The organism is Chryseobacterium sp. R2ACT005, from assembly GCF_049949215.1.
GTDB lineage: Bacteria > Bacteroidota > Bacteroidia > Flavobacteriales > Weeksellaceae > Chryseobacterium.
On the sequence record NZ_CP188192.1, the window covers coordinates 555,979 to 581,381 of the forward strand.

22 protein-coding genes and 1 pseudogene are annotated in these 25,403 nt (G+C 35.5%); 14 read left to right on the plus strand and 9 right to left on the minus strand.

Going from position 1 to position 25,403, the window contains the following annotated elements; genetic code table 11:
- Both ACPF63_RS02630 and ACPF63_RS02635 read right to left on the minus strand, forming a co-directional pair.
- Positions 1-912: an ABC transporter ATP-binding protein gene (locus ACPF63_RS02630; protein WP_077419256.1), complete on the minus strand. Its 912-nt coding sequence runs from the start codon at positions 910-912 to the stop codon at positions 1-3.
- A gap of 108 nt (positions 913-1,020) precedes the next feature.
- Positions 1,021-1,371, minus strand: a complete 351-nt coding sequence (locus ACPF63_RS02635; protein WP_047378731.1) for a T9SS type A sorting domain-containing protein — start codon at positions 1,369-1,371, stop codon at positions 1,021-1,023.
- A gap of 118 nt (positions 1,372-1,489) precedes the next feature.
- Here ACPF63_RS02635 and hemB point away from each other — a divergent pair, with 118 nt between their 5' ends.
- Positions 1,490-2,479 (plus strand): porphobilinogen synthase, encoded by a 990-nt coding sequence (gene hemB, locus ACPF63_RS02640; protein ID WP_426481883.1) that lies wholly within the window; start codon positions 1,490-1,492, stop codon positions 2,477-2,479.
- 145 nt (positions 2,480-2,624) lie between these two features.
- A complete protein-coding gene (locus tag ACPF63_RS02645; protein ID WP_156118482.1) occupies positions 2,625-2,771 on the plus strand; it encodes a bacteriocin-like protein in 147 nt (48 codons plus the stop codon).
- Between the two features lie 78 nt (positions 2,772-2,849).
- Here the strand turns inward: ACPF63_RS02645 and ACPF63_RS02650 are convergent, their stop codons facing one another.
- Positions 2,850-3,257: a TM2 domain-containing protein gene (locus tag ACPF63_RS02650; protein ID WP_426481884.1), complete on the minus strand. Its 408-nt coding sequence runs from the start codon at positions 3,255-3,257 to the stop codon at positions 2,850-2,852.
- Positions 3,258-3,292: 35 nt separating this feature from the next.
- Between ACPF63_RS02650 and lptB the strand changes: the two are divergent.
- A pseudogene (lptB, locus tag ACPF63_RS02655) lies at positions 3,293-4,018 on the plus strand (LPS export ABC transporter ATP-binding protein); the annotation flags it as partial.
- 505 nt (positions 4,019-4,523) lie between these two features.
- On the plus strand, positions 4,524-6,251 hold the full coding sequence (locus ACPF63_RS02660; protein WP_426483195.1) for an ABC transporter ATP-binding protein: 1,728 nt from the start codon (positions 4,524-4,526) through the stop codon (positions 6,249-6,251).
- Between the two features lie 49 nt (positions 6,252-6,300).
- Here the strand turns inward: ACPF63_RS02660 and ACPF63_RS02665 are convergent, their stop codons facing one another.
- Positions 6,301-6,765 (minus strand): carboxymuconolactone decarboxylase family protein, encoded by a 465-nt coding sequence (locus ACPF63_RS02665; RefSeq protein WP_426481885.1) that lies wholly within the window; start codon positions 6,763-6,765, stop codon positions 6,301-6,303.
- A 171-nt stretch (positions 6,766-6,936) separates the two neighbouring features.
- Complete coding sequence (locus ACPF63_RS02670; protein ID WP_426481886.1) at positions 6,937-7,509, minus strand: Crp/Fnr family transcriptional regulator; 573 nt, start codon at positions 7,507-7,509, stop codon at positions 6,937-6,939.
- A gap of 95 nt (positions 7,510-7,604) precedes the next feature.
- Between ACPF63_RS02670 and ACPF63_RS02675 the strand changes: the two genes are divergently transcribed.
- Entirely contained in the window at positions 7,605-8,558 is a 954-nt protein-coding gene (locus ACPF63_RS02675; protein ID WP_426481887.1) for a helix-turn-helix transcriptional regulator, read from the plus strand.
- Positions 8,559-8,781: 223 nt separating this feature from the next.
- On the opposite strand, the gene ACPF63_RS02680 is transcribed toward ACPF63_RS02675, so the two are convergent.
- Positions 8,782-9,273, minus strand: a complete 492-nt coding sequence (locus ACPF63_RS02680) for a DinB family protein (protein WP_047387000.1) — start codon at positions 9,271-9,273, stop codon at positions 8,782-8,784.
- A gap of 169 nt (positions 9,274-9,442) precedes the next feature.
- Between ACPF63_RS02680 and ACPF63_RS02685 the strand changes: the two genes are divergently transcribed.
- The 6 genes from ACPF63_RS02685 to ACPF63_RS02710 all read left to right on the plus strand — a co-directional run bounded on the left by ACPF63_RS02685 (position 9,443) and on the right by ACPF63_RS02710 (position 16,671).
- Entirely contained in the window at positions 9,443-10,027 is a 585-nt protein-coding gene (locus ACPF63_RS02685; RefSeq protein WP_426481888.1) for a hypothetical protein, read from the plus strand.
- A 322-nt stretch (positions 10,028-10,349) separates the two neighbouring features.
- A complete protein-coding gene (locus tag ACPF63_RS02690; RefSeq protein ID WP_426481889.1) occupies positions 10,350-12,770 on the plus strand; it encodes a TonB-dependent receptor plug domain-containing protein in 2,421 nt (806 codons plus the stop codon).
- A gap of 192 nt (positions 12,771-12,962) precedes the next feature.
- Positions 12,963-13,532, plus strand: a complete 570-nt coding sequence (locus tag ACPF63_RS02695) for a cob(I)yrinic acid a,c-diamide adenosyltransferase (protein WP_426481890.1) — start codon at positions 12,963-12,965, stop codon at positions 13,530-13,532.
- Positions 13,522-14,169 carry a thiamine diphosphokinase gene (locus tag ACPF63_RS02700; RefSeq protein WP_426481891.1) on the plus strand — a complete coding sequence of 216 codons (648 nt, stop codon included), beginning with the start codon at positions 13,522-13,524 and terminating at the stop codon, positions 14,167-14,169. The genes ACPF63_RS02695 and ACPF63_RS02700 overlap by 11 nt, the downstream gene beginning before the upstream one ends.
- Positions 14,170-14,278: 109 nt before the next feature.
- Positions 14,279-15,154 carry a tyrosine-protein phosphatase gene (locus ACPF63_RS02705; RefSeq protein ID WP_426481892.1) on the plus strand — a complete coding sequence of 292 codons (876 nt, stop codon included), beginning with the start codon at positions 14,279-14,281 and terminating at the stop codon, positions 15,152-15,154.
- Between the two features lie 122 nt (positions 15,155-15,276).
- Positions 15,277-16,671, plus strand: coding sequence for an arginine decarboxylase (locus tag ACPF63_RS02710; RefSeq protein WP_077419268.1), 1,395 nt, complete (start codon positions 15,277-15,279; stop codon positions 16,669-16,671).
- 201 nt (positions 16,672-16,872) lie between these two features.
- On the opposite strand, the gene ACPF63_RS02715 is transcribed toward ACPF63_RS02710, so the two are convergent.
- Positions 16,873-17,532 carry an HAD family hydrolase gene (locus ACPF63_RS02715; protein ID WP_426481893.1) on the minus strand — a complete coding sequence of 220 codons (660 nt, stop codon included), beginning with the start codon at positions 17,530-17,532 and terminating at the stop codon, positions 16,873-16,875.
- 185 nt (positions 17,533-17,717) lie between these two features.
- Here ACPF63_RS02715 and speB point away from each other — a divergent pair, with 185 nt between their 5' ends.
- From speB to ACPF63_RS02730, 3 genes are all read left to right on the plus strand, one after another.
- Positions 17,718-18,575, plus strand: a complete 858-nt coding sequence (gene speB / locus ACPF63_RS02720) for an agmatinase (RefSeq protein ID WP_426481894.1) — start codon at positions 17,718-17,720, stop codon at positions 18,573-18,575.
- Positions 18,576-18,644: 69 nt separating this feature from the next.
- On the plus strand, positions 18,645-19,487 hold the full coding sequence (locus ACPF63_RS02725; RefSeq protein ID WP_077419271.1) for a bifunctional helix-turn-helix domain-containing protein/methylated-DNA--[protein]-cysteine S-methyltransferase: 843 nt from the start codon (positions 18,645-18,647) through the stop codon (positions 19,485-19,487).
- A gap of 342 nt (positions 19,488-19,829) precedes the next feature.
- The gene (locus ACPF63_RS02730) at positions 19,830-20,438 is read left to right on the plus strand and encodes an alpha-ketoglutarate-dependent dioxygenase AlkB family protein (RefSeq protein WP_219073252.1); all 609 of its coding nucleotides are present in this window, start codon (positions 19,830-19,832) and stop codon (positions 20,436-20,438) included.
- A 146-nt stretch (positions 20,439-20,584) separates the two neighbouring features.
- Here the strand turns inward: ACPF63_RS02730 and ACPF63_RS02735 are convergent, their stop codons facing one another.
- Positions 20,585-22,444: a CocE/NonD family hydrolase gene (locus tag ACPF63_RS02735; RefSeq protein WP_426481895.1), complete on the minus strand. Its 1,860-nt coding sequence runs from the start codon at positions 22,442-22,444 to the stop codon at positions 20,585-20,587.
- Positions 22,445-22,570: 126 nt separating this feature from the next.
- Entirely contained in the window at positions 22,571-25,339 is a 2,769-nt protein-coding gene (locus tag ACPF63_RS02740) for an outer membrane beta-barrel protein (RefSeq protein WP_426481896.1), read from the minus strand.
- Between the last annotated feature and the right edge of the window lie 64 nt (positions 25,340-25,403).

Below are 25,403 nucleotides of genomic sequence, written 5' to 3' on the forward strand. Positions count from 1 at the left end.
TTAGGGATGGTTACTTACAGCATTAATAAACACTTCGTTCATGCTAGGAATTCTTTCATCGAATGATCTCACTTTGCCCACTTGTACTAGATCAAGAAGAACATTGTTCTGACTCTCTTCATTTTTCAGGTCAAAGGAAACAAGATTATTTTCATTCGATAAATTGAAGATGTCATACTTACTCTTAAAATGGTCAAACTGATCGTTGCTGACTTCAGAAAGTGTAACCCCAAAAATATTTTTCTTGAATTTTTCTCTTACGTCAAAAACCCTTCCGTCAATGATTTTTTTAGAATTGTTGATCAAAGCAACATAATCACACATTTCCTCCACACTTTCCATTCTGTGGGTAGAAAGAATGATAGTTGTTCCGTTATTTTTAAGATCAATGATCTGATCTTTGATTAAGTTGGCATTTACGGGATCAAAACCTGAAAAAGGTTCATCAAGAATCAAAAGATGAGGTCTGTGAAGAACGGTTACTACAAACTGGATCTTTTGTGCCATCCCTTTAGAAAGTTCAGAAAGTTTTTTCTTCCACCATTGATCGATGTTCAGTTTTTCAAACCATTTTTTGGCTTCATTCAGAGCATCGTTCTTACTCATTCCTTTCAGTTCCCCGAAATATAGGATCTGATCGCCAACACTCATGTTTTTGTACAATCCTCTTTCTTCGGGCATATAGCCGATGTCTTTAATATGATCCGGGCTCAGTTTTTGTCCGTTGATGAAGATATCTCCGGAATCTGCCTGAGTAATTTGATTAATGATACGGATAAAAGAAGTTTTTCCGGCTCCGTTGGGACCTAAAAGGCCGTAAATACTACCTTTTGGAACATGGATGCTGAAATCATCCAGGGCGACCTTTTTTCCGGCATTGTAGGTCTTTTTAATATGTTCAGCTTTTAGCATTAAAATTATTCTTTTTACAATTAGTATAAAAAGATTCCGAAAGTTACGGAAATATTAAAACAGAATTAATGTAAAAGAAAAAATCCTGATGATTATCAGGATTGTAATTTATTGTTTCACGATTTGAGTAACTTTCTGCGTGTTGTCACTTAAAATATAACGGATCATATACTTTCCGGGTTTCAATTTTTCAATATTAATCTCACCGGAATTCATATTCACTGTATAATTAGCGACCTGCATACCCAAAATAGAATAAAAAGTCACACTTTTGATTCTTAAAGAAGAATCTTTTGCCTTAATGATAAGGAAATCCTTTGCAGGATTTGGATAAGCAAGCAACACCCCATCATCCGCTTTCTGAGTGATGGAACTCGGCTCTCTAAGCTGAGCTTTTAAATTGTTGGAAAATCCAACAAAAGTGCCTACAAATAGAAATAAAAGTAAAAGTTTTTTCATCAAATTTATAATTTCTCGAATATATATAACAAATGTAATAAATTCTATAATTTCATACAATACTTTTTTGTAGAACTTATATTAAATTTGTAGAAACTTATTCAAAAAGTATTCCAAAATGATACATTCAAGAAATAGAAGACTTAGAGTTAATGAATCTATCAGAAGTTTGGTAAGAGAAAATGTGCTTACAACTGATGATTTTGTAATGCCAATCTTCGTAATGGAGGGCGAAAACAAGCAGGAGGCAATCCCGTCTATGCCGGGGATTTTTAGGCGGAGTATAGATTTAACCGTGAAGGAATGTAAGGAATTATTTTCTTTGGGAGTAAAAGCTGTCAATTTGTACATGAAAGTGTCAGAACATCTGAAAGACAATACAGGAAAAGAAGCCTGGAACAATGACGGACTGATGCAGCGTACAATCAAAGCAATTAAAGATGCCGTTCCGGGAATGATCATTATGCCGGATGTAGCGCTGGATCCTTATTCAATTTACGGGCACGACGGAATCATTGAAAACGGAAAAGTGATCAATGATGCTACCAACGATGCACTGGCAAGAATGTCAGTATCCCACGCTGAAGCAGGAGCAGATCTTGTGGCACCAAGTGATATGATGGATGGAAGAGTACAGGTCATTCGTGAGGCATTGGAACAAAGCGGATTTACAGATGTAGGAATTGTGAGCTATGCTGCCAAATATGCAAGTTCTTTCTATGGACCTTTCAGAAGTGCTTTAGACAGCGCTCCGAAAGATGATATGGAAATTCCGAAAGATAAAAAAACATATCAGATGGACTTCCACAATACACGTGAAGCATTGAATGAAGTATTTAAAGATATTGACGAAGGAGCGGATGTTATCATGATCAAACCGGGACTTCCTTATCTGGATATTGTTTCCAAAGTACGTGAAGCCATTGATCTTCCGATCGCAGTATACAATGTAAGCGGGGAATATGCAATGGTAAAAGCGGCAGCACAGAACGGCTGGCTGGATAATGACAAAACGATCATTGAAAGCCTGACTTGTTTCAAAAGAGCAGGAGCAGACATGATCTTTACTTATTTTGCAAAAGAAGCTGCTATCCTTTTGAATAAATAACGGTTAGAAAATCGTGATCCAGACACTAACGTTAATGTTAAGTTAATGGTCCGGATTGAAGACTTTCGAGTACATAAAAAATATACTTTTGAGTAAAGCTAATTTCGAGAAACGAAAATAATTAAAACATCAAAAGAATTTATTTATGAGAAATCTTAAAAAGATTGAAAGAAATCAATTGAAGGAAATCAAAGGAGGAGAAGTGATCATTGATGATCCAAATTGCGGAACATGGTGCAAGGGAATCTGGCATCCATGTACAATTAATCATTTAGCTTGTCCACCTGATTAATCATTTCAATAAAAAATAATAGGCTGTTCAGATAAGAACAGCCTATTTTATTTTCAGACAGGTGAGTGGTTTATTATTTTATAACCAACCTTTTTTCCCATAGACGTAGGTGTCATCAAACTGTTTATCACTCATAAAAAGATACAAAATACCTTCAATAAAAGGAATGACAGAAGCTGCTCCTAAAGTAACAACATTCAGAACCAGCTGAATGATTCCCTCTTTCGTATAGCCAAGATAAAATTTATTTAAAGCCAGCCTACAAGAATTCCCAATAATGCCGCAGGAATTTTCTTTTCCGAATGATAAGGGACGCTGCTTTGCTGGTTTTGTGCATTTTCTGTTTTTGTGTAACCGTAATTTTCCATTTCTTAATGATTGTAATTGATTGAGATGTTTTACGATAAGTAGTTTAAAATGGTTAAAAGTTACAATGATTTGGAAGTGAACAAGTTTATATTTAAATAAACAAGTTGATATTAACATATAAGTGAAGTTTATATTTTTGATATATTTGCCCTATGATTTTACGAGGAGAAAACTTAATCAAGGAATACGGTCCTAAAAAAGTTGTAAAAGGTGTTTCTGTACAGGTTCAACAGGGAGAAATTGTTGGTTTGCTGGGTCCGAACGGAGCAGGAAAAACCACATCGTTTTATATGATCGTAGGGTTGGTTAAGCCCACTTCAGGAAAGATTTTCCTGGATAAACAGGAGATTACTACGGATGCCATGTACCGAAGAGCCCAAAAGGGAATCGGATATCTTGCTCAGGAAGCTTCCGTTTTCAGAAAACTGTCTGTAGAGGAAAATATTATGGGAGTATTGCAGCTGACCAAGCTTTCAAAGCGTGAACAGCAGATCAAATGTGATGAACTGATCGAAGAATTTTCTTTACAGCATGTCCGTAAAAACAGAGGAGATCTTCTTTCCGGAGGAGAGAGACGTAGAACAGAAATCGCACGCTGTTTGGCTACAAGCCCGAATTTTATTCTTTTGGATGAGCCTTTCGCGGGAGTAGACCCTATTGCCGTTGAAGATATCCAGAAGATTGTAAGAAGTCTTGTAGATAAAAATATTGGAATTCTGATTACCGATCACAACGTACAGCAGACGTTGGCCATTACCAACAAAACCTATATTATGTTTGAAGGAAAAATCCTGAAAGAAGGACTTCCGGAAGACCTTGCGAATGACCCGCAGGTAAGAGAGGCATATCTTGGTGAAAACTTCGTGTATCAGAGTATTTTGGATAAACCTAAAAAGAAAAAATATGCTTACAATATCTGGGCAGGAAACTTTGATTCAAAAGCGCAGTTACAGGGATTTGTAGATGAAAACTTCAGACAGTTTGATGATTTGAGACTGATGTATGGTTTTGAAGACATCAGCTTTGCTTCATTAGCAAACTCTGAAATTGAACATATCTTTAATGATGTGGTAGATAAAAATGCCAACAACTCATTTGTTTTTCAGAAAAAAGAAATCAATTCTCAATATTCTCTAGAGCAGGCAGAAGCGGAATCTAAAGAAGCTGGCAGAAAAGAACTGCATTACCTTACAACTTATCTATTTGAAGGATAAAATATAAAGCATTTATTTGCTGAACATGATAATAAAACGTACCTTTTTCTTTTGAAAGCGGTACGTTTTTCATTTAAAAATGATTTCTATGGCGAAACCTTTTAACAGAACAGTCACCTTGTTCGGAATTTATAAACAGCTTTTCCCCTTTATCAGACCTTACCGATTAATGATTTACGGAACCCTGTTTCTTACTTTTCTGGGAGCCCTCGCAGCACAGGTAAACCCTATTGTTTTGAAATATACAGTAGATGAAGTCACCAAGCTAACCCATCTTCCACATCCGATGACAGAGGGTATTCATATTCTTATCATCATTTCAATTATTTTGCTGGGAAAAGAACTGCTGAATATTTTTATCAATTTCGGACAGAAATTTTATGGCGAAAAGATCAGGATCAATGTGAGTTCTGTGTTGGCTCAGTCAGCCATTGATAAAATTTTAACCTATAGAGTTGCTTATTTTAATGATGAAAACCATGAATCTGGAAAATTACAGATCAGAATAGACCGTGGTATAGAAAGCTTAACCAGACTGGTACAGAATTTTTTTATAGATATTCTGCCGCTTTTTTCCAACGCCATTATTGCATTGATCATTATGTATATGCAGAATGTGTACGTAGGACTTGTTTCAACGATCATTGTTCCGATTTATTTTTATATCAGTTCTCTGCAGGCCAAAAAACTTGGAGGAGTGCGCCGCCAGCTTAGAAATCAGAGAGAAAAAAAGACATCCGGACTTCTGAATCTGATCAATTCAATTATGGTCATTAAAAGTTTTGTCCGTGAAAAATTTGAAGGAAAAAAACAATACGATCTTCAGATGGAACTGATGGAAAGCCAGATGATCACAAGAAGAACCAACTTTATTTATGATGGTTTAAAAACGTTTATTGAGCAGTTCGGAGTAGTTTTAATCATTCTTTTAACCGTTTATCTTGTTCTTGATCAGCAAATGACTATCGGTGCGATCATGCTTCATATTATGCTTTTCAATAACGTCTCTGCACCTATCCGCCAGCTGCACAGGATTTATGATGATATGAATGATGCCATGATCTACGCTGAAGGCTACTTTGATATCCTGAACGCAGACAACGAAACCGAATCGAATGGAACCTTTGTGGAAAAAGAAATCAAAGGAACTTTTGAATTGAAAAATGTTGATTTTACTTATCCCAACGGAACAAAAGCCTTACATGATGTTTCCATGAAAATTGAAAACGGAAAAACGACAGCTTTAGTAGGATTGAGCGGTGCGGGAAAATCAACAGTGATTAATCTTTTGTGTAAATTTTATTTTCCGGATTCCGGAGAGATTCTTCTTGACGGAGTAAATCTTAATGAATTTGATAATACTTTTCTGAGAAGTGATCTTGGATTGGTACTTCAGAGAAACCATATCTTTCAGGGAAGTATAGAAGATAATATCCGCTATGGAGATATGAATGCAGGTTTTGAAGAAATTCAGGAAGCTGCAAGGAAAGCTTATCTGCATGAACAGATCATGGATCTTCCGGATCAATACCAGCATGATGCTACTCAGCTTTCTGGAGGACAGCAGCAGAGGATTGCCATTGCCAGGTTGTTTCTTAAAAATCCCCCGATTATCTTTCTGGATGAACCTACGGCAAGTCTTGATGCCATCGCCACCGAACAGATCAAGAATTCTTTGGATGCAATAAAAGAAGGAAGGACAGTGGTTATCATTTCCCATTCCCTGTCGCAGATTCTGGATTCCGATATCATTTACGTGATGAAAAAAGGAAGAGTAGTGGAAAATGGAACTCATGATGAACTTTACAGTAAAGAAGGTACTTACCGTGAGATCTTTGATGCATCAGCCCGCAGTCTGAATCTCGATAAACTGGTGAATACTTTTAAAGAAAATTAAATAAAAAAACTCAGCTTGCCCGCTGAGTTTTTATTTTAATAACAATTGTCTAATGCGCTTTTTCAGGAACCTGATAAGTCCCTACATTTGCTCCGAAAGCAATATTAATTCTGTTGTAGCTGTTGATGGCAATAACGGCCATTGTTAAATCCACTATTTCAGTTTCAGAATAGTAATGACTTACCTTTGAATAAATATCATCATTCACTTCCTTGCCATTTAAAGCTGTTAAAGTTTCAGCCCATAGCAGTCCTGCCTTTTCCTTATCGGTATAAAATGAACACTCTCTCCAGGCACTTACGAGAAATATTCTCTGTTCTGTTTCACCTTTTGCTCTTAATTCTTTAGAATGCATATCCAGGCAAAAAGCACATCCGTTCATTTGTGAAACCCGGAAATACATCAGTTCAAGAAATGAATTGTCCAGTGATGAATTCTGTACCTGAAATCCCATGGTGTGAAGTGCATTTACAGCCTTGTTTCCGATCGCAAATGCGTTGATTCTTTGTGACATAATATTTGTTTTTTGATTAATTATGTGACAAATGTAGAACTGTATTTTCCTGAATTTTTTTACAAATGATAAATAATATGAAGAAAAAGTTAGAAGCTAGAAGCTGGGGGATGGAAGTTTCTTTTGTCCCTTCAATAGCTTCCCTCTTCCAGCATCCCTGCTTCCATTCTTTTAATCTTTCTGTGCTCTTATTCTGCTTAAAGAAACCTGAGTGATTCCGATATAATCTGCCAGATCACCAAGACTGATGCGCTGGATAAGATCAGGTCTTTGCTTCATGAAATTGTAATAGCGTTTTTTTCCGTCATCTTCCAGCATTTCACTGATCCTTCCCATCATATTGACCGGAGCTTTTGAATACAATTTGCTGAAAAGTGTTTCTGCTGTGTGATATTTTTTACACAATCCTTCAATAACATCTCTGTGTATACGGAGGACTTCAGTAGGTTCCAGGGCAACGATCATGTATTTTGACGGCTGTCCGGTAAGAAAACCGCTCAGCTCAGCGAAAAAAGCATTTTCTGCAAAAAAAGTCATGATAAAATCTTTATCACCATTGTCAAAAAATAGTTTTACAAGTCCTTTTTCAATAAAATAAAAATACCGGCAGGTTTCATCAGCTTTTAACAAAAAATCTCCTTTTCTGTAAGTTTTGGATTCCAGATGGGTAACAAGCCCGTCTATCACTACCTGTTCCGGTTTTAAAACTTTTTCAATAGACTGAACAAAATGAGTGTGAAGCATAAAAAAGAAACTGTTTTGTGAAAAATAAAATTAATAAAAAAAGCAGTCCCATTTATAAGACATACCTCGAAAAAGAATTTTAGCTTTGTTACATAATGAATGATCACTATCTTAAAAAACTCGATCGGGTAACCGCTATCCTTACCCAATTACAGTCTAAACCTGTAGTTCGGGCGCAGGATCTGGCTGAAAAGTTCGATGTAAGTATCAGAACCATTTACCGTGATGTAAAAACCCTGGAAAATGCAGGTATTCCTATTGTAGGTGAAGCAGGAAACGGCTATTCTTTGATGGACGGATACAAACTTCCTCCCATTATGTTTACCAAAGAAGAGGTCTTAAGTTTTATAACCGCCGAAAAGCTAATGCAGAAATTTTCCCACCAAAGTTTGGGAAGCCATTATCAGGCAGCCATGGAAAAGGTACGGTCAGTATTACGGAATTCTGATAAAAACCTCATTCAGAATATTGAAAAACAGATTGATGTTTTTAGTTTTCATACCGATTCCGGAGATTCTCTTAAAAATGTGATTCCAATTATTTTAGAAAGCATCGCAGACAAAACCCAATTGAATATAAGGTATCAGACGGTAGATGGTAGGGTAGACAACAGAATAATTGAAACTGTCGGGATGTTCTTTGAGTTTAATTTTTGGTACATCATGGCATTCTGTACTTTAAGAAAAGATTTCAGACAGTTTCGGATAGACAGGATTTTAGAAATTTCAAAAACCTTGAATCCCTTTTTGCAGGAATATGGGCAGGTAAATGATTACCGGAAAAAATCAAACGGAAATAAAGTCAGAGCCAAACTTTTGGTTGACAAAAAGATAATGTCTCATCTGGTGAATTCCAAAAAATATTATGGACTGACAGAAGAAGTGGAAACTGAACAGGGGGTAGAACTCACTTTTGAAACAGAATGGATCAGTGACGGATTTCCCCGCTGGCTCGTTACTTTTGCAGACTATGCCACCGTTCTGGAACCGGAAAGTCTTCGCACCAGATTGAATGAGCTGCTTGTAAAAATGACAGAAAGACACCAATAAAACCTCAACAGAGTAATTGTTGAGGTTTAAAGACTTAATTGAGGCAAATAAATGAAATGGTTAATAAGCCAAGAGCAAAATCGCAAAAAAGCTAAATTTGTTTTTGTTGCAAAAAATGATATAAGTTGTTGAGATGGAGGAAAATCACTAATTAAATGACATTGCAGATGTATTCTCAGGATTTCCGCCTTTTTGCAATTTTACCTCTTTACTTTTATTAAAATTAAAATCTTTCCCAGAAGAAAGGTGGTTCAATTCCCAAAGCTCTAAGATAAACATATCCTTGTCCGCGGTGGTGAACTTCATTGTCTACAAAATAAAGAATGTTCTGATATACAGGGAATTCATATTCTCCAAATAAATTGAAAGTTTCCTGGAAACGCTCTTCAGAAATCATATTAAAATAATGGTTGATTACTTCTGTTTCTTCATCCCACTTCTTTAAAATTTCTTCTTTTGTTTTCGGATTAAAGGCTTCCTCGTTGTATGCTTCCATGCTTCCTTCAACAATTCCTTTTAAAGCAGGTCCGCCAATGCCAATCAGCTCTACTGCCAGTTTTGCAAACGGTCTCATTCCACCTACAGAAAATTCGAATAGTTCTTTTTCAGGAAAAGATTCAATAACTCTTCTCGTTAGATTTCTATGTCCTTGCCAGTCGTTTAATAACTGTTCAGAAGTCATGAATTGTTTAGTGGCTGTTGCTGTAGTTGTCATAATGTTTTGTTTTTGTTTGTTGTTGATACAAAGGTAAGACAGGATTATGACAACAGTTTGTCAGTAGGGTTTTTGATATTGAAAAAATATTTTTTTCTTTGCTAAAATATCCTGACCTACTTTTCCGTTAGAAGGAAGGATATTAATAACAAAAATCGCTATTAGAATTATGAAGAAGTATATTTTGCCTGTTGTCACCGCATTTTTATTAGTATCATGCAATAAGATTGAGGAAAAAATTGACCAGACGGTTCAAAAAACAACAGAAACTGTGCAGCAAAAGGCACAGCTGGCTGTAGAAGAAACAGTGAAGAAAACAATCAATGAATCAATAAATACGATAACCAATTCCGAAGATGTTAAGTTTAATACCGTTTTTCCTGGTACGGGAGCTTCTATAGTTTCTGAAGAAAAAGGGAAAAAAATTAAAATCCCGGGAAGATCTGAAGGTTACATTTTTAAATACAAAGCAGACATTGCCGCATTGCTCCCGTTTTTAGAAGGCCAGCCTACTTCTGATGAAAGCAAATCAGAAAAGACAGCCCGTAAGATTGATGGACAAAACATCATTGATAAAATAAGTCTTTTATCAAAATTTCTTCCTGATAATACCCTTGATACAAGTATTCTGGAAGATATAAAATCCGATAAAAACATTCAATATTATAAATTGAAAAGGTTTCCCAACAGTAGTACAATTATCTACAACCCAAAAAATCAGACCATCATACAATACGTAGAGGTAAATAAATAATTTGGATATGGCCGTTTTAACGGCCATTTTTTATATGCAGTCAATAGGTGAAGCAATCTCAAGCTACGAAAACCACTTATCAGAAAGAATGAAATCATATTTATTCCCGGTGTAAGTTAATCACTTTTTCAGACAGAATTAGGAATTTACTACTGCATTTCTTTTCATATTATTAATAAATTACTGATGTTTGTGAGTTTATCATTGTTTTTATAAATAAATACTATTTGTGTGGTTATGAAGTATTATTCATATAATATGATTTATTTTTGTATTTAATATTAATATTTTCACTAGATTTATTAAATAATTGTCAATTGATATGAAAAAGGAATTGTTTAATAAGAAAATTTGTGCACTGGTATTAAGTGGAGCTGGTGCAATGGGATATGCTCAGGACAGCATAAAACAAAATAAAATAGATGAAGTTGTGGTTACAACGGGTAGAACTAAGCCCAGAACCATCATTACCTCAGCAATTCCTATTGATAATATTTCTGCTGTACAATTAAAATCCACAGGGCAAATTACTTTTGATAAAGCTTTGACGTATGCTGTACCCTCTTTTAATTCATCACAGCAAACTGTTTCTGATGCAACGGCTCACTTTGATCCGGCAGATTTAAGAGGATTAGGACCATCCAGAACATTGGTTTTGGTAAATGGTAAAAGAAAAAATCAAAGTGCTTTAATTTATGTAAATGATACCCCTGGAAAAGGTGAAGTAGGTACAGATCTTAAAAGTATTCCTTCAGCAGCCTTACAAAACGTAGAGGTATTGAGAGATGGCGCATCTGCACAATACGGTTCTGATGCTATTGCAGGAGTAATCAATATTATTCTTAAGAACAGTGTTGGAAAAAGTACAGTCAATCTTTTTTCAGGGATTACTTCGGAAGGAGACGGCTTTAATATCGGAGCAGATTTTAATACAGGAATCAGAGTTGCCAAAAATGGAAGTCTGAATCTTACATTCGGATATTCTTCCCAAAATAAAACTAACCGTGCAGGTACTGTTACAAAAGATGACCTTTTTGGTGTAGATAATGCCTGGACGCAAGCTAATCCTGGTCTGGGAATGATTATAGGGCAGCCGGAAACAAAAGTGGGCAATATGTTTGTCAATTTTGAGTTGCCAACAGGTGAAACAGGCAAATTTTATGCTTTTGGGGGTACAACTTACAGAAGTGGGACCAGTTTTGCTTTGTACAGAACTCCCTATTGGGTAGCTTCAGATTTTGGTTTATTAACTCCACAAGGACAACCTTACAATGGATTTCAACCGCAATTTAAAACAGATGTTTACGATTATAATTTAACCTCCGGGTGGAAAGGCATGTTTGGAAAATGGAATTTTGATGGGAGTGCAACCTTTGGCTCTAATGCCGTAGATTATGCGGTAGCAAATACCATTAATACATCTTTGGGAGCCAATTCACCAACCCGTTTTAGAGCAGGAGGTCATCAGTTTAGTAATATTATAGGAAACATAGATATCAACCGGGATTTTGGTGCGGTTGTTTTAGGAGCCGGCGTTGAAGTACGAAATGAAAACTATCAGGCGAAGGCAGGTGAGGAAGCATCTTATATAGGAAGTGGTGCAGAATCATTTCCAGGACTGCAGCCTCAAAATGAAGTCAATAAAAACCGTCAGAATATTGGAGCTTATATAAATGCTGAATGGGACGTTACAAAAGACTTGTTATTGGGAGGAACTGTGAGATATGAAAATTTCAGTGATTTTGGAAATAATGTTTCCTGGAAAGGAAATGCAAGATATAAACTGTTAGATGATAAATTGGTTTTCCGAGGATCTGTTTCTACAGGATTTCGGGCACCTTCATTACACCAGATTTATTATTCCAATGTTCAAACCAAAATTACAGGGAATACTGTAGCTAATCAGGGTACTTTTAATAATGACTCTCAAATTGTAAGATCTGATCTTGGTGTAGCCAGATTAAATGCTGAAAAAGCTTTTAACATTACCGGGGGATTTGCCGTAAAACCGTTTAAAAACCTTACTATTACAGCAGATTATTATAGAATAAAAATTAAAGACCGGGTACTTTTCTCAGGAGATATTGGTTATAAAACCGGTGCTCCGGGTAGTCCGGATATAACAAACCCTGTGGAAGTAATATTAGACAATAATAAAATAACCTCTTTGAAGTTTTTCACCAATGCGGTAAATACAGTTACTCAAGGGGTAGATTTCGTCGCAAATTATTATACTTCTGCTATAGGCAAAGGAAGATTGGGAGTTATTGCTGCTTTCAATTATAACGAAACTAAAATAGTAGATAATATTGCCGTTCCGCCTATTTTGGCTGAAAATGGTTACTCAGAAAACTTTTTTGATAGAAAAGAACAATCCAGAATTACTTCTGCAAGACCCAAAACAAAAACTATTCTTAGTCTTTCTTATGATATTTCAAAGTTTAACTTTAACCTTAATAATACTTATTTTGGTTCTGTTACATGGCAGCACGCAACTGATCCTGCCAAAGATCAGACATTTTCTGGGAAGGTAGTTACAGACATCGTTCTAACATATAAAATAACGAAAGACCTTAAAGTTTCCGGAATTGTAAATAATTTATTTAATATTTATCCGGATGTTATAGACAGCAAAGGAGATGTAGTAACAGATCTCGGAGGAAGGTTCAAATATCCTTGGGAGGTGAATCAGTTTGGATTTAACGGAACAACTTTCCAGCTAAATGTTAATTATACTTTTTAATCTCTAAATAAAAGAATTAGCATTTGCTTTGTCATGCTTAAAAAAGGCCAAGCAAGCTCAAAAGATATAAAACCCATATGCAAATATTAACTGACATTAATTTCTAATGTCAGTTTTATTTTTTCAGATAGAATAGGAAGTTATTACTACATTTTACTTTTTACATTCTGCAAAAAAAAGTATTTTAGTACTATGAAAATTTATACAAAAACAGGAGATAAAGGTCAGACGGCATTATATGGCGGAACAAGAGTTTCTAAAGCCAGTGCCAGAGTAGACAGTTATGGAAATATAGACGAGCTGAATTCATTCATTGGGATTGCAAAAAGTCATATTGAAGATGAAGAAGTATTGAGACAGCTGAAGAAAATACAGTTTGATCTGTTTACTGTAGGTTCCGAGGCTGCTACACCAGTAGATAAACTGATGCTGGCCAACGGAAAATCACGCCTTCCGATCATTATTTCAGACACAGAAATTGAAGAACTGGAACAATGGATGGATGCTTTTGAAGATAAACTAGAGCCGCTTCAATACTTTATCCTTCCAGGAGGTGGAAAGCCTGCCACTTTTTTACATGCTGCAAGAACCATCTGCAGAAGAGCAGAGCGCTCATTGGTATTTTTGAATGAATCAGAAGAAGTACGTCCTGAATTGATTAAATATTTAAACAGACTTTCAGATTATCTTTTTGTGTTGGCAAGATATGTTTCAAAACTGAACAACGAACTGGAAGAATACTGGAATCCGAATGAGAGATAAAGCACTACTTTTCATCAACGGAGATGCTCCCCAATCTTTCCCTGATCTTGATCATTATGACTTGATTGCTTGTACAGACGGTGCTTTTCACTATTTAAAAAGAATGGGTTTCCCAATGGACAGGTTGGATTTTATATCTGGTGATTTTGATTCCCATTCCGGATCAGATGAAGATATGTATCAGGAAAAATTTATCCTTACATTGGATCAGGATAAAACAGATTTTCACAAAGCTTTAGAAATCATTTTGGAAAAAGGCTTTTCAGAGATTGATGTTTTTGGAGGAAGTGGAGGTGAGCAGGATCATTTTCTTGGAAACCTTACCGTTGCTTATGCATTCAAAGATCAGATGGAAATTAAATTTTATGATGAGTTTTCAGAATATTACTTTATTCCAAATCATTTTAAATTGAAAGGAGCGAAAAATAGAATGATTTCTCTCTATCCATTTCCATCAGTGAATAATATTACAACGAAAGGACTTAACTGGTCTTTGACGAATGAAACTTTAAGCATTACTTCAAGAATAGGAACCCGAAACTTTGCCGTTGAAGATGAGGTTTCCATAGAATATGAATCAGGAGATATCCTGTTATTTGTAGGAATCAGCGAAATAGAATATCCCACGATCTATTAAAAAGATCTTTATCGAGTAGTTATTCTATCAATAGAAATGGGCTTTAGCCCGTTTAGATAAATAAACAAAGTCCATTGGCTTTAGCCAAAACATATTATAAAAAAGGCTATTGAATAAATTAATAAAAATATCAGTTCTCACCATTTCATTATGCAGTATTTTCTCATGCAGAACACAGCATTTTGAAACACCTGAATATGGTAAAAATGAGACTGAAAAAGTGATTCATATAAAGAAGGTAACGAACTTCCGAACGGTAGGAAATATTAAAAATGTAGATGGAAGAACCTTAAAAGAAGGAAAGTTCTACAGAAGTGCCCATCTTCATAAGCTTAAAAAGAAATCTTTTAATGATTTTGAAAAATTGGGAATCAAAGAGATTATTGATCTTAGAAATTCAAAGGAAATTGCCGAGAAACCTGATCAGTTGCCTTCAGGAATCGTTTACAAAAAATATTCAGCGTTTGAAGATGAAGGAGACCAGCTGGCTCAGGCAAGAAAACTGGTTCTGAAAGGGAAGGTGAATGCTTCAGATGCAGATAAGAGAATGATAGATTTCTATCGGGAATATGTTACGGAAAATCCTGAGACCATAAAGAAAATCATCATTGAGATCCTGGAATCTGAAGATCCGGTTTTGTACCACTGCACTGCAGGAAAAGATAGAACAGGAATTACAACAGCACTCATCTTAACGATTCTGAGGTTTGATAAAGAGACTATTTATAATGAATATCTTCTATCCAACAACTACAGGAAAGAGATGGTTGAGAAGAGACTTCGCCTTGCCAATCGCTTACATTTCATCTATCCGAAGATGGATTTGCAGGTGCTTGAAAATCTGAGCTGGGTAGAAAAAAGATACCTTGATGCTGCTTTTGGGGAGATTGATAAAAAGTATGGCTCCATAGATGTCTATATTCAGCAGGTATTAGGGATTTCAGATGCCAAAAGAACAGAATATATTCAAAAGTTTACCTATTGATTATCAGAGATAAATTTTTGCAGGATATGATATTGGGTCTTTATTTAAAATTATAATAATTTTAACACCCGAAAATCAAACTTTTTTAGCAATTTTGCATTTCTTAATTCACTTGTTTAGAAATGAAAATAAAGTACTCGGAACTTATTGATCAGACATTATATTTTCCTACGGAGGAATTTAATGTATCTGAGAACAATTTGTTGTTTCACGACGTTCCATTGATGGATGTAGTTGAACAATTTGGCACTCCGCTAAAGATTAGCTATCTGCCGAGAATTTCTCAAAATATTCAGAAGGCCAAAAGCTGGTTTAAAGAAGCTTTTGAAAAAACCGGATATAAAAAGAATTATACCTACTGCTATTGCACAAAATCCAGTCATTTCAATTTCGTATTGGAAGAAGCCTTGAAGAATGATATTTCGATAGAAACATCTTCTGCTTATGACATGGATATTGTGAAGTCTCTTTACGAAAAAGGGAAAGTAGATAAAAACATTGAAGTAATCTGTAATGGTTTCAAAACTGATGATTATCTGACAAATATTTCAGATATGATCAACAATGGTTTTGAAAATATTACTCCGATTCTTGATAATTACAGAGAATTGGATAAACTTACGGAAAGTATCGATTCTACCTTTAATATTGGAATCAGAATCGCATCAGAGGAAGAACCGAAGTTTGAATTCTATACCTCAAGATTAGGAATCGGATATAAAGATATTATTCCTTATTACAGCCAGAAGATTGCCGAACACCCGAATGCAAGATTGAAAATGCTTCACTTCTTCATCAATACCGGGATCAAAGACACTTCTTACTACTGGAATGAATTGTATAAATGTCTTCGTGTATATGCACGTTTGAAAAAAATCGCTCCGGAAGTAAATTCATTGAATATCGGAGGTGGTTTCCCAATAAAAACTTCTTTGAACTTTGATTATGACTATCAGTATATGGTAGAAGAGATCGTTTCTCAGATTAAAAAATTCTGTGAAGAAGAAGGAGTGGAAGAACCTAATATTTATACTGAATTCGGAAGTTTTACTGTAGGGGAAAGTGGAGCGAATCTTTATAAGATTATTTCTCAGAAGCGTCAGAATGACAGAGAAAAATGGAATATGATTGACTCTTCTTTTATGACCACTCTTCCTGATACTTGGGCGATTTCAAGACACTTTATCATGCTTCCGCTAAACCGTTGGGAAGATTCTTATGAAAGGGTATTTTTAGGAGGGCTTACATGTGACTCAGATGATTATTATAACTCTGAACAGCATACCAACGCAATTTATTTACCGGTTTTCAGTGATACTAAGCCATTGTATATCGGATTCTTCCATACAGGAGCGTATCAGGAAACAATCGGAGGATACGGTGGAGTACACCACTGTCTGATGCCTCAGCCGAGACACGTCCTGATCCAAAAGGATGAAAACGGTGAATTGCACTATGAAATTTTCCGCGAAAAACAGGAACCGGAAGATATATTGAAGATTCTTGGTTATAAATAAAACCTTAATCTGTCATTGCGAGGAACGAATGTGACGAAGCAATCTCATCTTAATAATCTTAATCACTCAATATATCTTAATATTTTAAAATTTAACCATTAAGTTTTTTATTAAGAATTAAGGAAAGTTAAGGATCTTCACTTCGTTCAGATGACAAAACATATACAAAATAAAAGCTCTCAGATTCTGAGAGCTTTTTATTTAGAAATACGTAGAGATTTTATCAAGTTCGAGTTCCTCATAATCAGTAACTACAGTGTCTGCCAATGTATAATTCTGATTTTTAGAATGTGGACTTCTGTAAGCCGCACAGAAAATTTTAGCCCGATGCGCGGCAAGAATTCCGTTGGTGGAATCCTCAATGACCATACAGTTTTCAACAGGTTCGCCTGCCATTTCTGCAGCCAGTAAAAAAACTTCAGGATGAGGTTTTGATTCTTTTAAATCGGCACCGCTGATCTTTCCACTGAAATATTTTTCCAATCCGAATTTTTCAAAAACCATATTGATCGTTACCATGGTAGCCGAAGAAGCCAGAATAAGTTTTATTCCATTTTCATGATAATGTTCAATTAGGTTTCTTACCCCCGGAATTAAATCAAATTCATCATCATTATAAAAATAATCTTTGAAATGAGATCTTTTGATTCCTGCAATGGATTCATAAGTCTGATTTAAATTAAATTCATTGATCAGGGTTTCAGAAACTCTTTTGGTTGATGCTCCGGTAAAAGAGGTATACAATTCTTCAGAAACCGTGATTTCCAATTCATCAAACGTTTTGAAATAAGCTTTTCTATGTAATGGTTCTGTATCTACAATTACTCCATCCATATCGAAAAGAACAGCTTTTAAAGACATATTAAAAGTTTTGTGCAAAAATAACTTTAAAATTTAAACATTGAAAGATTTAAAAATTTAAAAATAGAAAGGAAGGTTAAAAATTCATAACAAACCGTTCATTATTTATAACTCAGGTACTATTTTGTATCTTTGTGGAATCTTTTAATTTTTCAATCATTTAATTTTTTAATTAATAATTATATATGAAAACATACGCAGGAATTCCCGAGGAAAACGCAACGTTAGAGAATTCGAAAGTAATGTTGGTAACTGTTCCTTATGATGGAACTTCAACATGGGGAAAAGGAGCTGATAAAGGTCCTGAATTATTCTTAGATGCTTCTGAAAACATGGAGCTTTATGATATTGAAACCCAAACAGAACCTTATCTTCAGGGAGTATACCTGGCAGGAGAAATTTCTGAAAACTCCAGTCCGGAAGCAATGACAGAAGCTGTTTACCAGAAAACAAAAGAACTTTTGAACAATGAAGGTAAGTTATTTACTCTTTTTGGTGGGGAGCACTCTGTTTCTATCGGTTCTATCCGTGCAGTAGGAGAGAAATATGACAATCTTACAGTTCTTCAGTTTGATGCTCATACAGACTTACGTCCTGAATTCCACGGTTCTACTTCTAACCATGCTTGTGCGGTGTTTGAAGCTAACCAGAAACATAATTTAGTTCAGGTGGGAATCCGTTCTATGGATGCTGAAGAAGCTCAGTATTTACCGGAAGGAAGAGTATTCTTTGCTCACGAAATCGCGAACAACGAAAACTGGATCAATGATGTATTGGAACAAGTATCAGGAAACGTTTATATCACAATTGATTTAGATGCTTTTGATCCTTCTATTGCTCCTTCTACAGGAACTCCTGAACCAGGCGGATTACAATGGTATCCGACACTGGAGTTATTGAGAAAAGTATTTGAAAAATGTAATGTAGTGGCATTTGATATTGTAGAATTAATGGATTCTCCAATGGCTAAGCCAACGGCTTTCCTTGCTGCTAAGCTATATTATAAAATGCTTGCTTATAACGATATTTATAACAACAACTAATATTCCGCAAGAATCGGATTTTTTCTGCCGTATATTCTTTGGAAATTTGTGAGGTAAAATAACAATACGATGTCCACACAAAGTCAGATAGATTATAACAGAATTGCTAAAGCGATAGAATATATCCAGAGCAATTTCAGGCTTCAGCCAAGTTTGGAGGAAGTGGCAGAGAATATTCACTTGAGCCCCGCCCATTTTCAGAAGATCTTTACAGATTGGGCAGGAACAAGTCCGAAAAAGTTTTTGCAGTTCATCAGTCTTGAACATGCCAAAAACCTATTGAAGGAAGAAAGAGCAAGTTTGTTTGATACCGCTTATGAGACAGGGTTTTCCAGTACCAGCAGGCTTCATGACCTGTTTGTAAAGGTAGAAGGTATGTCTCCGGCAGAATATAAAAATGGTGGAAAAAGCCTTAGTATTCATTACAGTTTTTCTGAAAGTCCTTTCGGAAATATAATAGTAGCTTCTACAGAAAAAGGAATCTGCTATATGGCTTTTGAAGACCATAAAGAAACAGCATTCGGGGAGCTGAAACAAAAGTTCCCCAATGCTTCTTTTACTGAGCGGCAAGATGCCCTTCAAAAGAACGCACTGTCCATATTCGATAAAGACTGGACCAAACTCAATACTATAAAATTACATTTAAAAGGAACCGATTTTCAGCTTAAAGTATGGGAGAGCCTGTTGACTATTCCGATGGGAAAACTGTCAACGTATGGCAGCCTGGCTGAAAAAATAGGAAATCCAAAAGCTTCCAGAGCGGTAGGAACTGCTATTGGAAGTAATCCTGTCGCATTTCTTATTCCGTGTCACCGTGTTATTCAGTCTACCGGTAATCTTGGCGGATATCGCTGGGGAAGTGAAAGGAAGCAGTTGATCGTAGGCTGGGAAGGTTCACAGATGTACTCGTAACATATTTTTACCATAAAAGGTACAAAAGACTTTACAAAGGATTAAAGTTCAAATTATTTGTCTTAAAGTTCATAAAATGAAAATTTTATATTTTCAAAAACTTAAGTGTATTTTTATATGCAGGAATTATTCTTAAAAATACTTAAGTATAAAATTCTTTGTGACTTTTGCGGTTGAAAAGGTTAATTTTGGCTAAAGCCAATGGATTTTTTATTTCTGATTAAACGGACTAAAGTCCGTTTCTATTGATGCAAAATCTATAGTGCCATTTGTGAAAAATATTTGAGCTATTTGTGTTTAGCTATAAAAAATCATAAATACATTTAAATTATAAAAACTATGATGAGCCTGTTCGAAGAAATATCAGACTATCCTCTCAATATACTTCCACATGACGGAACCGTTCATTATTACGGAAAGGTTTTTTCTAAAGAACAATCGGATTTTTATTATGATTATCTCCTCAATCAGATTCCATGGGAAAATGATGAGGCAGTGATCTTTGGTAAATTGATTCTGACTAAAAGAAAAGTTGCCTGGTTCGGAGAAAAGCCTTTTGAATATACCTATTCGAAAAGAACAAAATATGCAAAGTTCTGGACTCCGGAATTATTAGAATTAAAAAAGAAATGTGAAGAAGTTTCGGGTGAGACTTACAATTCATGCCTGCTCAATTTATATCATGACGGAAGCGAGGGAATGGCTTACCACAGTGATGGTGAAACAGATCTGAAGAAACATGGTGCCATTGCTTCTCTGACCTTTGGAGCAGAAAGGAAATTTTTATTCAAACATAAAAAGACCAAAGAAAAGACCGAAATATTTCTGGAAAATGGAAGTCTGCTCATTATGAAAGGAACTACTCAGGATAATTGGCTTCACAGGCTTCCACCCACTACAAAAGTGAAAACTCCCAGAGTCAACCTGACCTTCAGAACAATTGAAGAATAAATTATTATATGTTTTTTTATCAATAGTAGCGGGCTTCAGCCCACTTGAACAGAAAGAACATCTTCATCCGGCTTTAGCCAAAACCTAAAAATATACTTCAAGTCTTCAAAAACAAAAAAGCTGTTCAAACGAACAGCTTTTTCAATTTATTTTAAAACTTCAGCCTCAATTGAGCTGTCATCATACACTTTGATAAATGCTTTAGTGTAATCTTCTTTGGTCGCAAAATTTGGATTATCCATAAATTTTTGTGGGTTGATAGCAAAAAGTGGGAACCATGTACTGCTGATCTGAATCTGAATTTTATGTCCTTTTTTGAAGGTATGAACTACATCCTGAAGTCTGAAATTAACAGCTGTTTTCTGATTAGGAACCAATGCTTCTCCTTTTTCTTTTGTATTTCTGAATCTGGCAGGCATTATTTCACTTCTTACCATCTGATGATAATTGCCATAGATAACACCGTCTTTCTTTTCTGTCGGTTTGAAATCTTCAGGATATACATCAATAAGCTTTACTGCAAAATCGGCATCTGTAGAAGAGGATGCAATATTCAGTTTGGCCATAATTTCTCCGGCAAATGCCATATCTTCAGTCAGAACATCTGTTGTGAACGTCAGTACATCAGGTCTTCCTACTGCAAATCTCTGATCTTCCGACATATAATTTTTCGGAGTGAAGCCATTGAAATCTTTCAGGTGATCTGAGCTTACAACAGGATTATTAGGATCGCTGTAATATTCAGAATATCCTTGTCCCGAAGTTTTTTTCAAGGTGTTGTCAGCTAAATAGAAATTAACTTTCTGAGCATTTTTAGGCGGATAAGAAGCAAATTCTTTCCATTCTTTAGCTCCGGTATCATACATCAGCGCTTCAGGAAGTCCGGCATCTTCTTTTGTATTGCCTTTCAGATAATGATTGAAGAATCTGGTTTCAATATTTTTCTGGTAGTAGGTTGCAATACTGTCTCCAAAATACGTTTCACTGTGGAAATGTTTACCCTGTTCCTGAGACCATCCACCATGAGAAAAAGGTCCCATTACAATTGTATTTTTAGCTTTAGGACTTGTTTTTTCAATGGTTTTATAAATATTCAAAGGACCTGAAAGATCTTCTGCATCAAACCATCCTCCAACAGTCATTACAGCGTGATTGATATTCTTCAGGTGAGGAAGAAGACCTCTTTTTTGCCAGAACTCATCGTAGTTGGGATGATTCATAATTTCTGTCATGAAGAAATTATTCTTATAATATTTCTCATAGCCCTCTTTCAGGGTGCCCATGTCTCTGTAGAATTTTAATCCGTCTTCGGAAGTCTGTTTGATGAAAGAATCCATATACCAGGCCTGTTTTTCAGGTTGTGTTTTCTGAACGCCAAAAACAGGGAATGTCCTGAAATAGCCTAACATAAATCTTCCGTTGTGAAGGAAATCGTCATTCCAGAAATCAGAGATAGGAGCCTGCGGCGAAGAAGCTACCAGCGCAGGGTGCTGTGATAATGTTCCTACAGCAGTATAAAATCCAGGATAAGATGTTCCGAACTGACCTGCTTTACCATTGTTGTCCTTGATGTTTTTCAAAAGCCATTCAATGGTATCATAAGTATCTGTACTTTCATCTACATCTTTTTTGGTTTTACGCTCTACTTGTGGAGTCATATTGGTAAAAGTACCTTCACTCATATATCTTCCGCGCACATCCTGGTATACAAAGATATACTTGTCTTTCATAAGGTAAGTGTTGGGACCTACCTTTGTTTTATATTCACTCTCTCCGTATGGTGCAATGCTGTAGCAGGTTCTCTGCATCAGAAACGGATATTTGTTCTTGTTTGATATATCTTTCGGGATATATACAGCTGTAAAAAGCTTTACTCCATCACGCATCGGAATATAAAATTCTTTCTTGGTGAAATTGTCTTTAACGAAAGTATCTTTCTGTTCCGTCTTCTGAGCTCTTCCAAGAATGAAAAAAAGAATACATAGTACTGAAATATGGATCTTCATAAAAAAAATTTGCTGCTAATTTAAAAATAAAAACACGGTTATTGATCAATCTTTTCTGGATTCATAAAAATAGCCGGAAAGATCCGGCCATTATCAAAAATATATATATAAAAGTATGGTGTTGTGTTATTGCATTTTTTTACCGGCAAACTTATTCAGCTTCATGCTGATAGAGAACATGATATATCGTTTCAAAATCAGATCTTCACGGTCTTCAAAATAAGAATCTGTGATGGTTCTTCTCACACTTTGATTTTGATTTAAAACATCATAAATCTTCACTTTTGCTGTAAACTGTTTTTTGTAGAATGAATAACCCAGACTGGTATTCCAGAAGTAGAAATCCTTTTTAAAGCCGGGAGCAATATTTGAGTTGGTATTATATTCAAAATCGTTTCCAAATACGAAATTGCCTTTCAGCAAATAATTGGTAAGTTCCAGTTTTAATGACTGATTGGCTGTATTTATACTTTTTAAATTATAATTGGTATAATTTGAGAAGCTGTATCCAAGTCGGTAAGAAGGTTTGATCGTCATTTTATCTTTGATCTCATACACAAGATTAAGACCAGGATTGAGATTGTATGAATTGCTGGTGAAAGATTGTCCGTCGATAAAACCATTATTGTAAGCATAATTCATGTTGAATGTTGGGTTAATGGTCAGTTTGTCATTTTTCCATTTCAGGGTTTTACTAAAGCCCCCGCCGGCGTTAATGCTTTTATTTCCACTTACATTGTCATAAGTAACGATCTGTTTTCCTGCATTATCATAAGTAGAAAAATTGATGATGTCATTATTCCTGTACGTAAAGCCAATATTGAAATAGTAACTGAGGTTTTTTACTTTATTATAATTATTGAAATACAGATAAAGATTGTTGATCCAGGTATTTTTCAAATTGGGGTTTCCTTGATAGGTAATCAAAGGATTGGATTCATCTTTATAAGGAGTCAGCTGTTCTGCAGTCGGAATGTTGAAGTTAGAGTAATTATAGATACTTAAGATTTTACCTTCCCCAAGCTGATAGTAAAGGTTGAGATTATATTCGGGCAACACGAAATTTTTCTGCAGGTCATATTGCTGTCCGTTGTAGATAGAGTTTACCTTCATATCTGAAATGTCAAGATTCACCGAAGCCCAGAAGTTGAGTTTATTTTTATTGATTTGATAGCTCAATTCAGGAGAAATCTGATTGATTCTCTGCTTCATATTATTCGATAAAAGCTGGTTGAATTTAGTGTAATCTCCGGTTACATTATCAAAATCGTTTACATTCCTTAAATCCCTCGCTGATCTCGCTTCATATTTTATTTTAAAATTTACACTGGACGAATCGGAAACGGGTTCTGAATATCCTGCACTGAAATTGAATGAGCTGTTCTGATTTTTATTTTTGGCTAATTGGTCACGATTATCTTTTGTTATCCCGTTTTGGTCATAAAATGTGTTCTGGGATTGGTTTAGGTTATCCCTTTTAGACTCAGAAATAGAACTGTTCATATTGGCTGAAAGCACACTTCCTTTTTTCTTAAATTTTCTGGAAAAATAGATGTATGGATTAAATGAATTGCTTTCCGCATCATTACTTGAATAGGAGTTACTTTCATTCAGAAGGCTGCCATTCTTCAAAGTGGATGATTGTGAATTATTGAAATTAAAACTGCTGTTTTTAGTAAATCTCGGGGAAAAATAAACACTTGTCATAGAATCCAGCTTGATTTTGACTGAAGTATCAAAACTGTATTGCTTAGATTCATTTTCTCCATTACTTTCAGAATTGGTCTGAAGCGTATAATTGGGTAGAAGAGTAGATCTGGAAACCTTGGATCTTGTCTCCGTATTAGAATCCGAATGCATCAGACTGAAAGAATCCAGATCAGCATTTTTCCCCATTTTATCACTGTAATTCAATCCTATGGTGGTAGACCGCTGAATTCCTCTTGTACCGCCTCCCTGATTATAATACGTCACATTTCCTACCGTTGAGACTGATCCGCCCTGCATCATCCAGGCATTCCGCCCGTTCCCCATACTGTCAAAAACTTCATCCCTGGAAAACCCTTGTGAATTGATATTATTGGATGATGCAAGAATACTTACTTTTGTGTCTCCTTTAAAATAACTGGCCAGTCCGCTTGCTTCATACCGCTTGTCTGACCCGTATCCGACCGTAAGTCTTGTCAGTAATCCTTTATTCTTTTTTTCATCAATATTAAAGTTGATAGTAGTGTTCTGAGATTTGGCTGCTTGCCCGCTCAGTTCTTCTTCCTTTGTCTTGGTTGTTGTAAACTGAATGTTCTTGATGATATCTGCAGGTAAATTCTGCAGGGCAATTTTGCCGTCTTTATCGAAGAAAGGTTTGCCGTTGATCATGATCTGATCCACTTCTTTCCCGTTGACTGTAATTTTTCCTTCATTGCTGATGTCTACTCCGGGAATCTGCTTCAGAAGTTCCTCTATTTTACTGTCAGGCCGTACTTTGATTGCCGCTGCACTGAATTCAATAGTATCTTTTTTAATTTTTACCGGTGATGCCGTGATTTTTACCTCATCAATATTGTTGACAATACTTTGTTTTTCAAGCTGAATATCTCCTAAGGATAGGGGCTGATCTATTTTATCAAATTTTTTTGAATAGGACGACAATTTATCAGCATCAATTTTAAGAATGGAAGGTTCTTTTACATCGTCTATCTTCAGAGAAAATTTACCTTCTTTATTGGTTGCTGTATAGTTGACAATGGATGAATCTTTTTCTTTCAAAAGATAAACGGTGGCATTTTCTATCGCTTTCTTTTCAGAATCGGATATTTTTCCATCGATGTGTAATTTTTGGGCGTGCAGAATAATGACTGTGAACATCAAAGTCAATAGCAGCAGAGTTTTCTTCATTAGTTTTTTTTTCAGAGCCGTAAAAATATAAAAACATCCCAAAGTTGGGATGTTTCTATGCTTT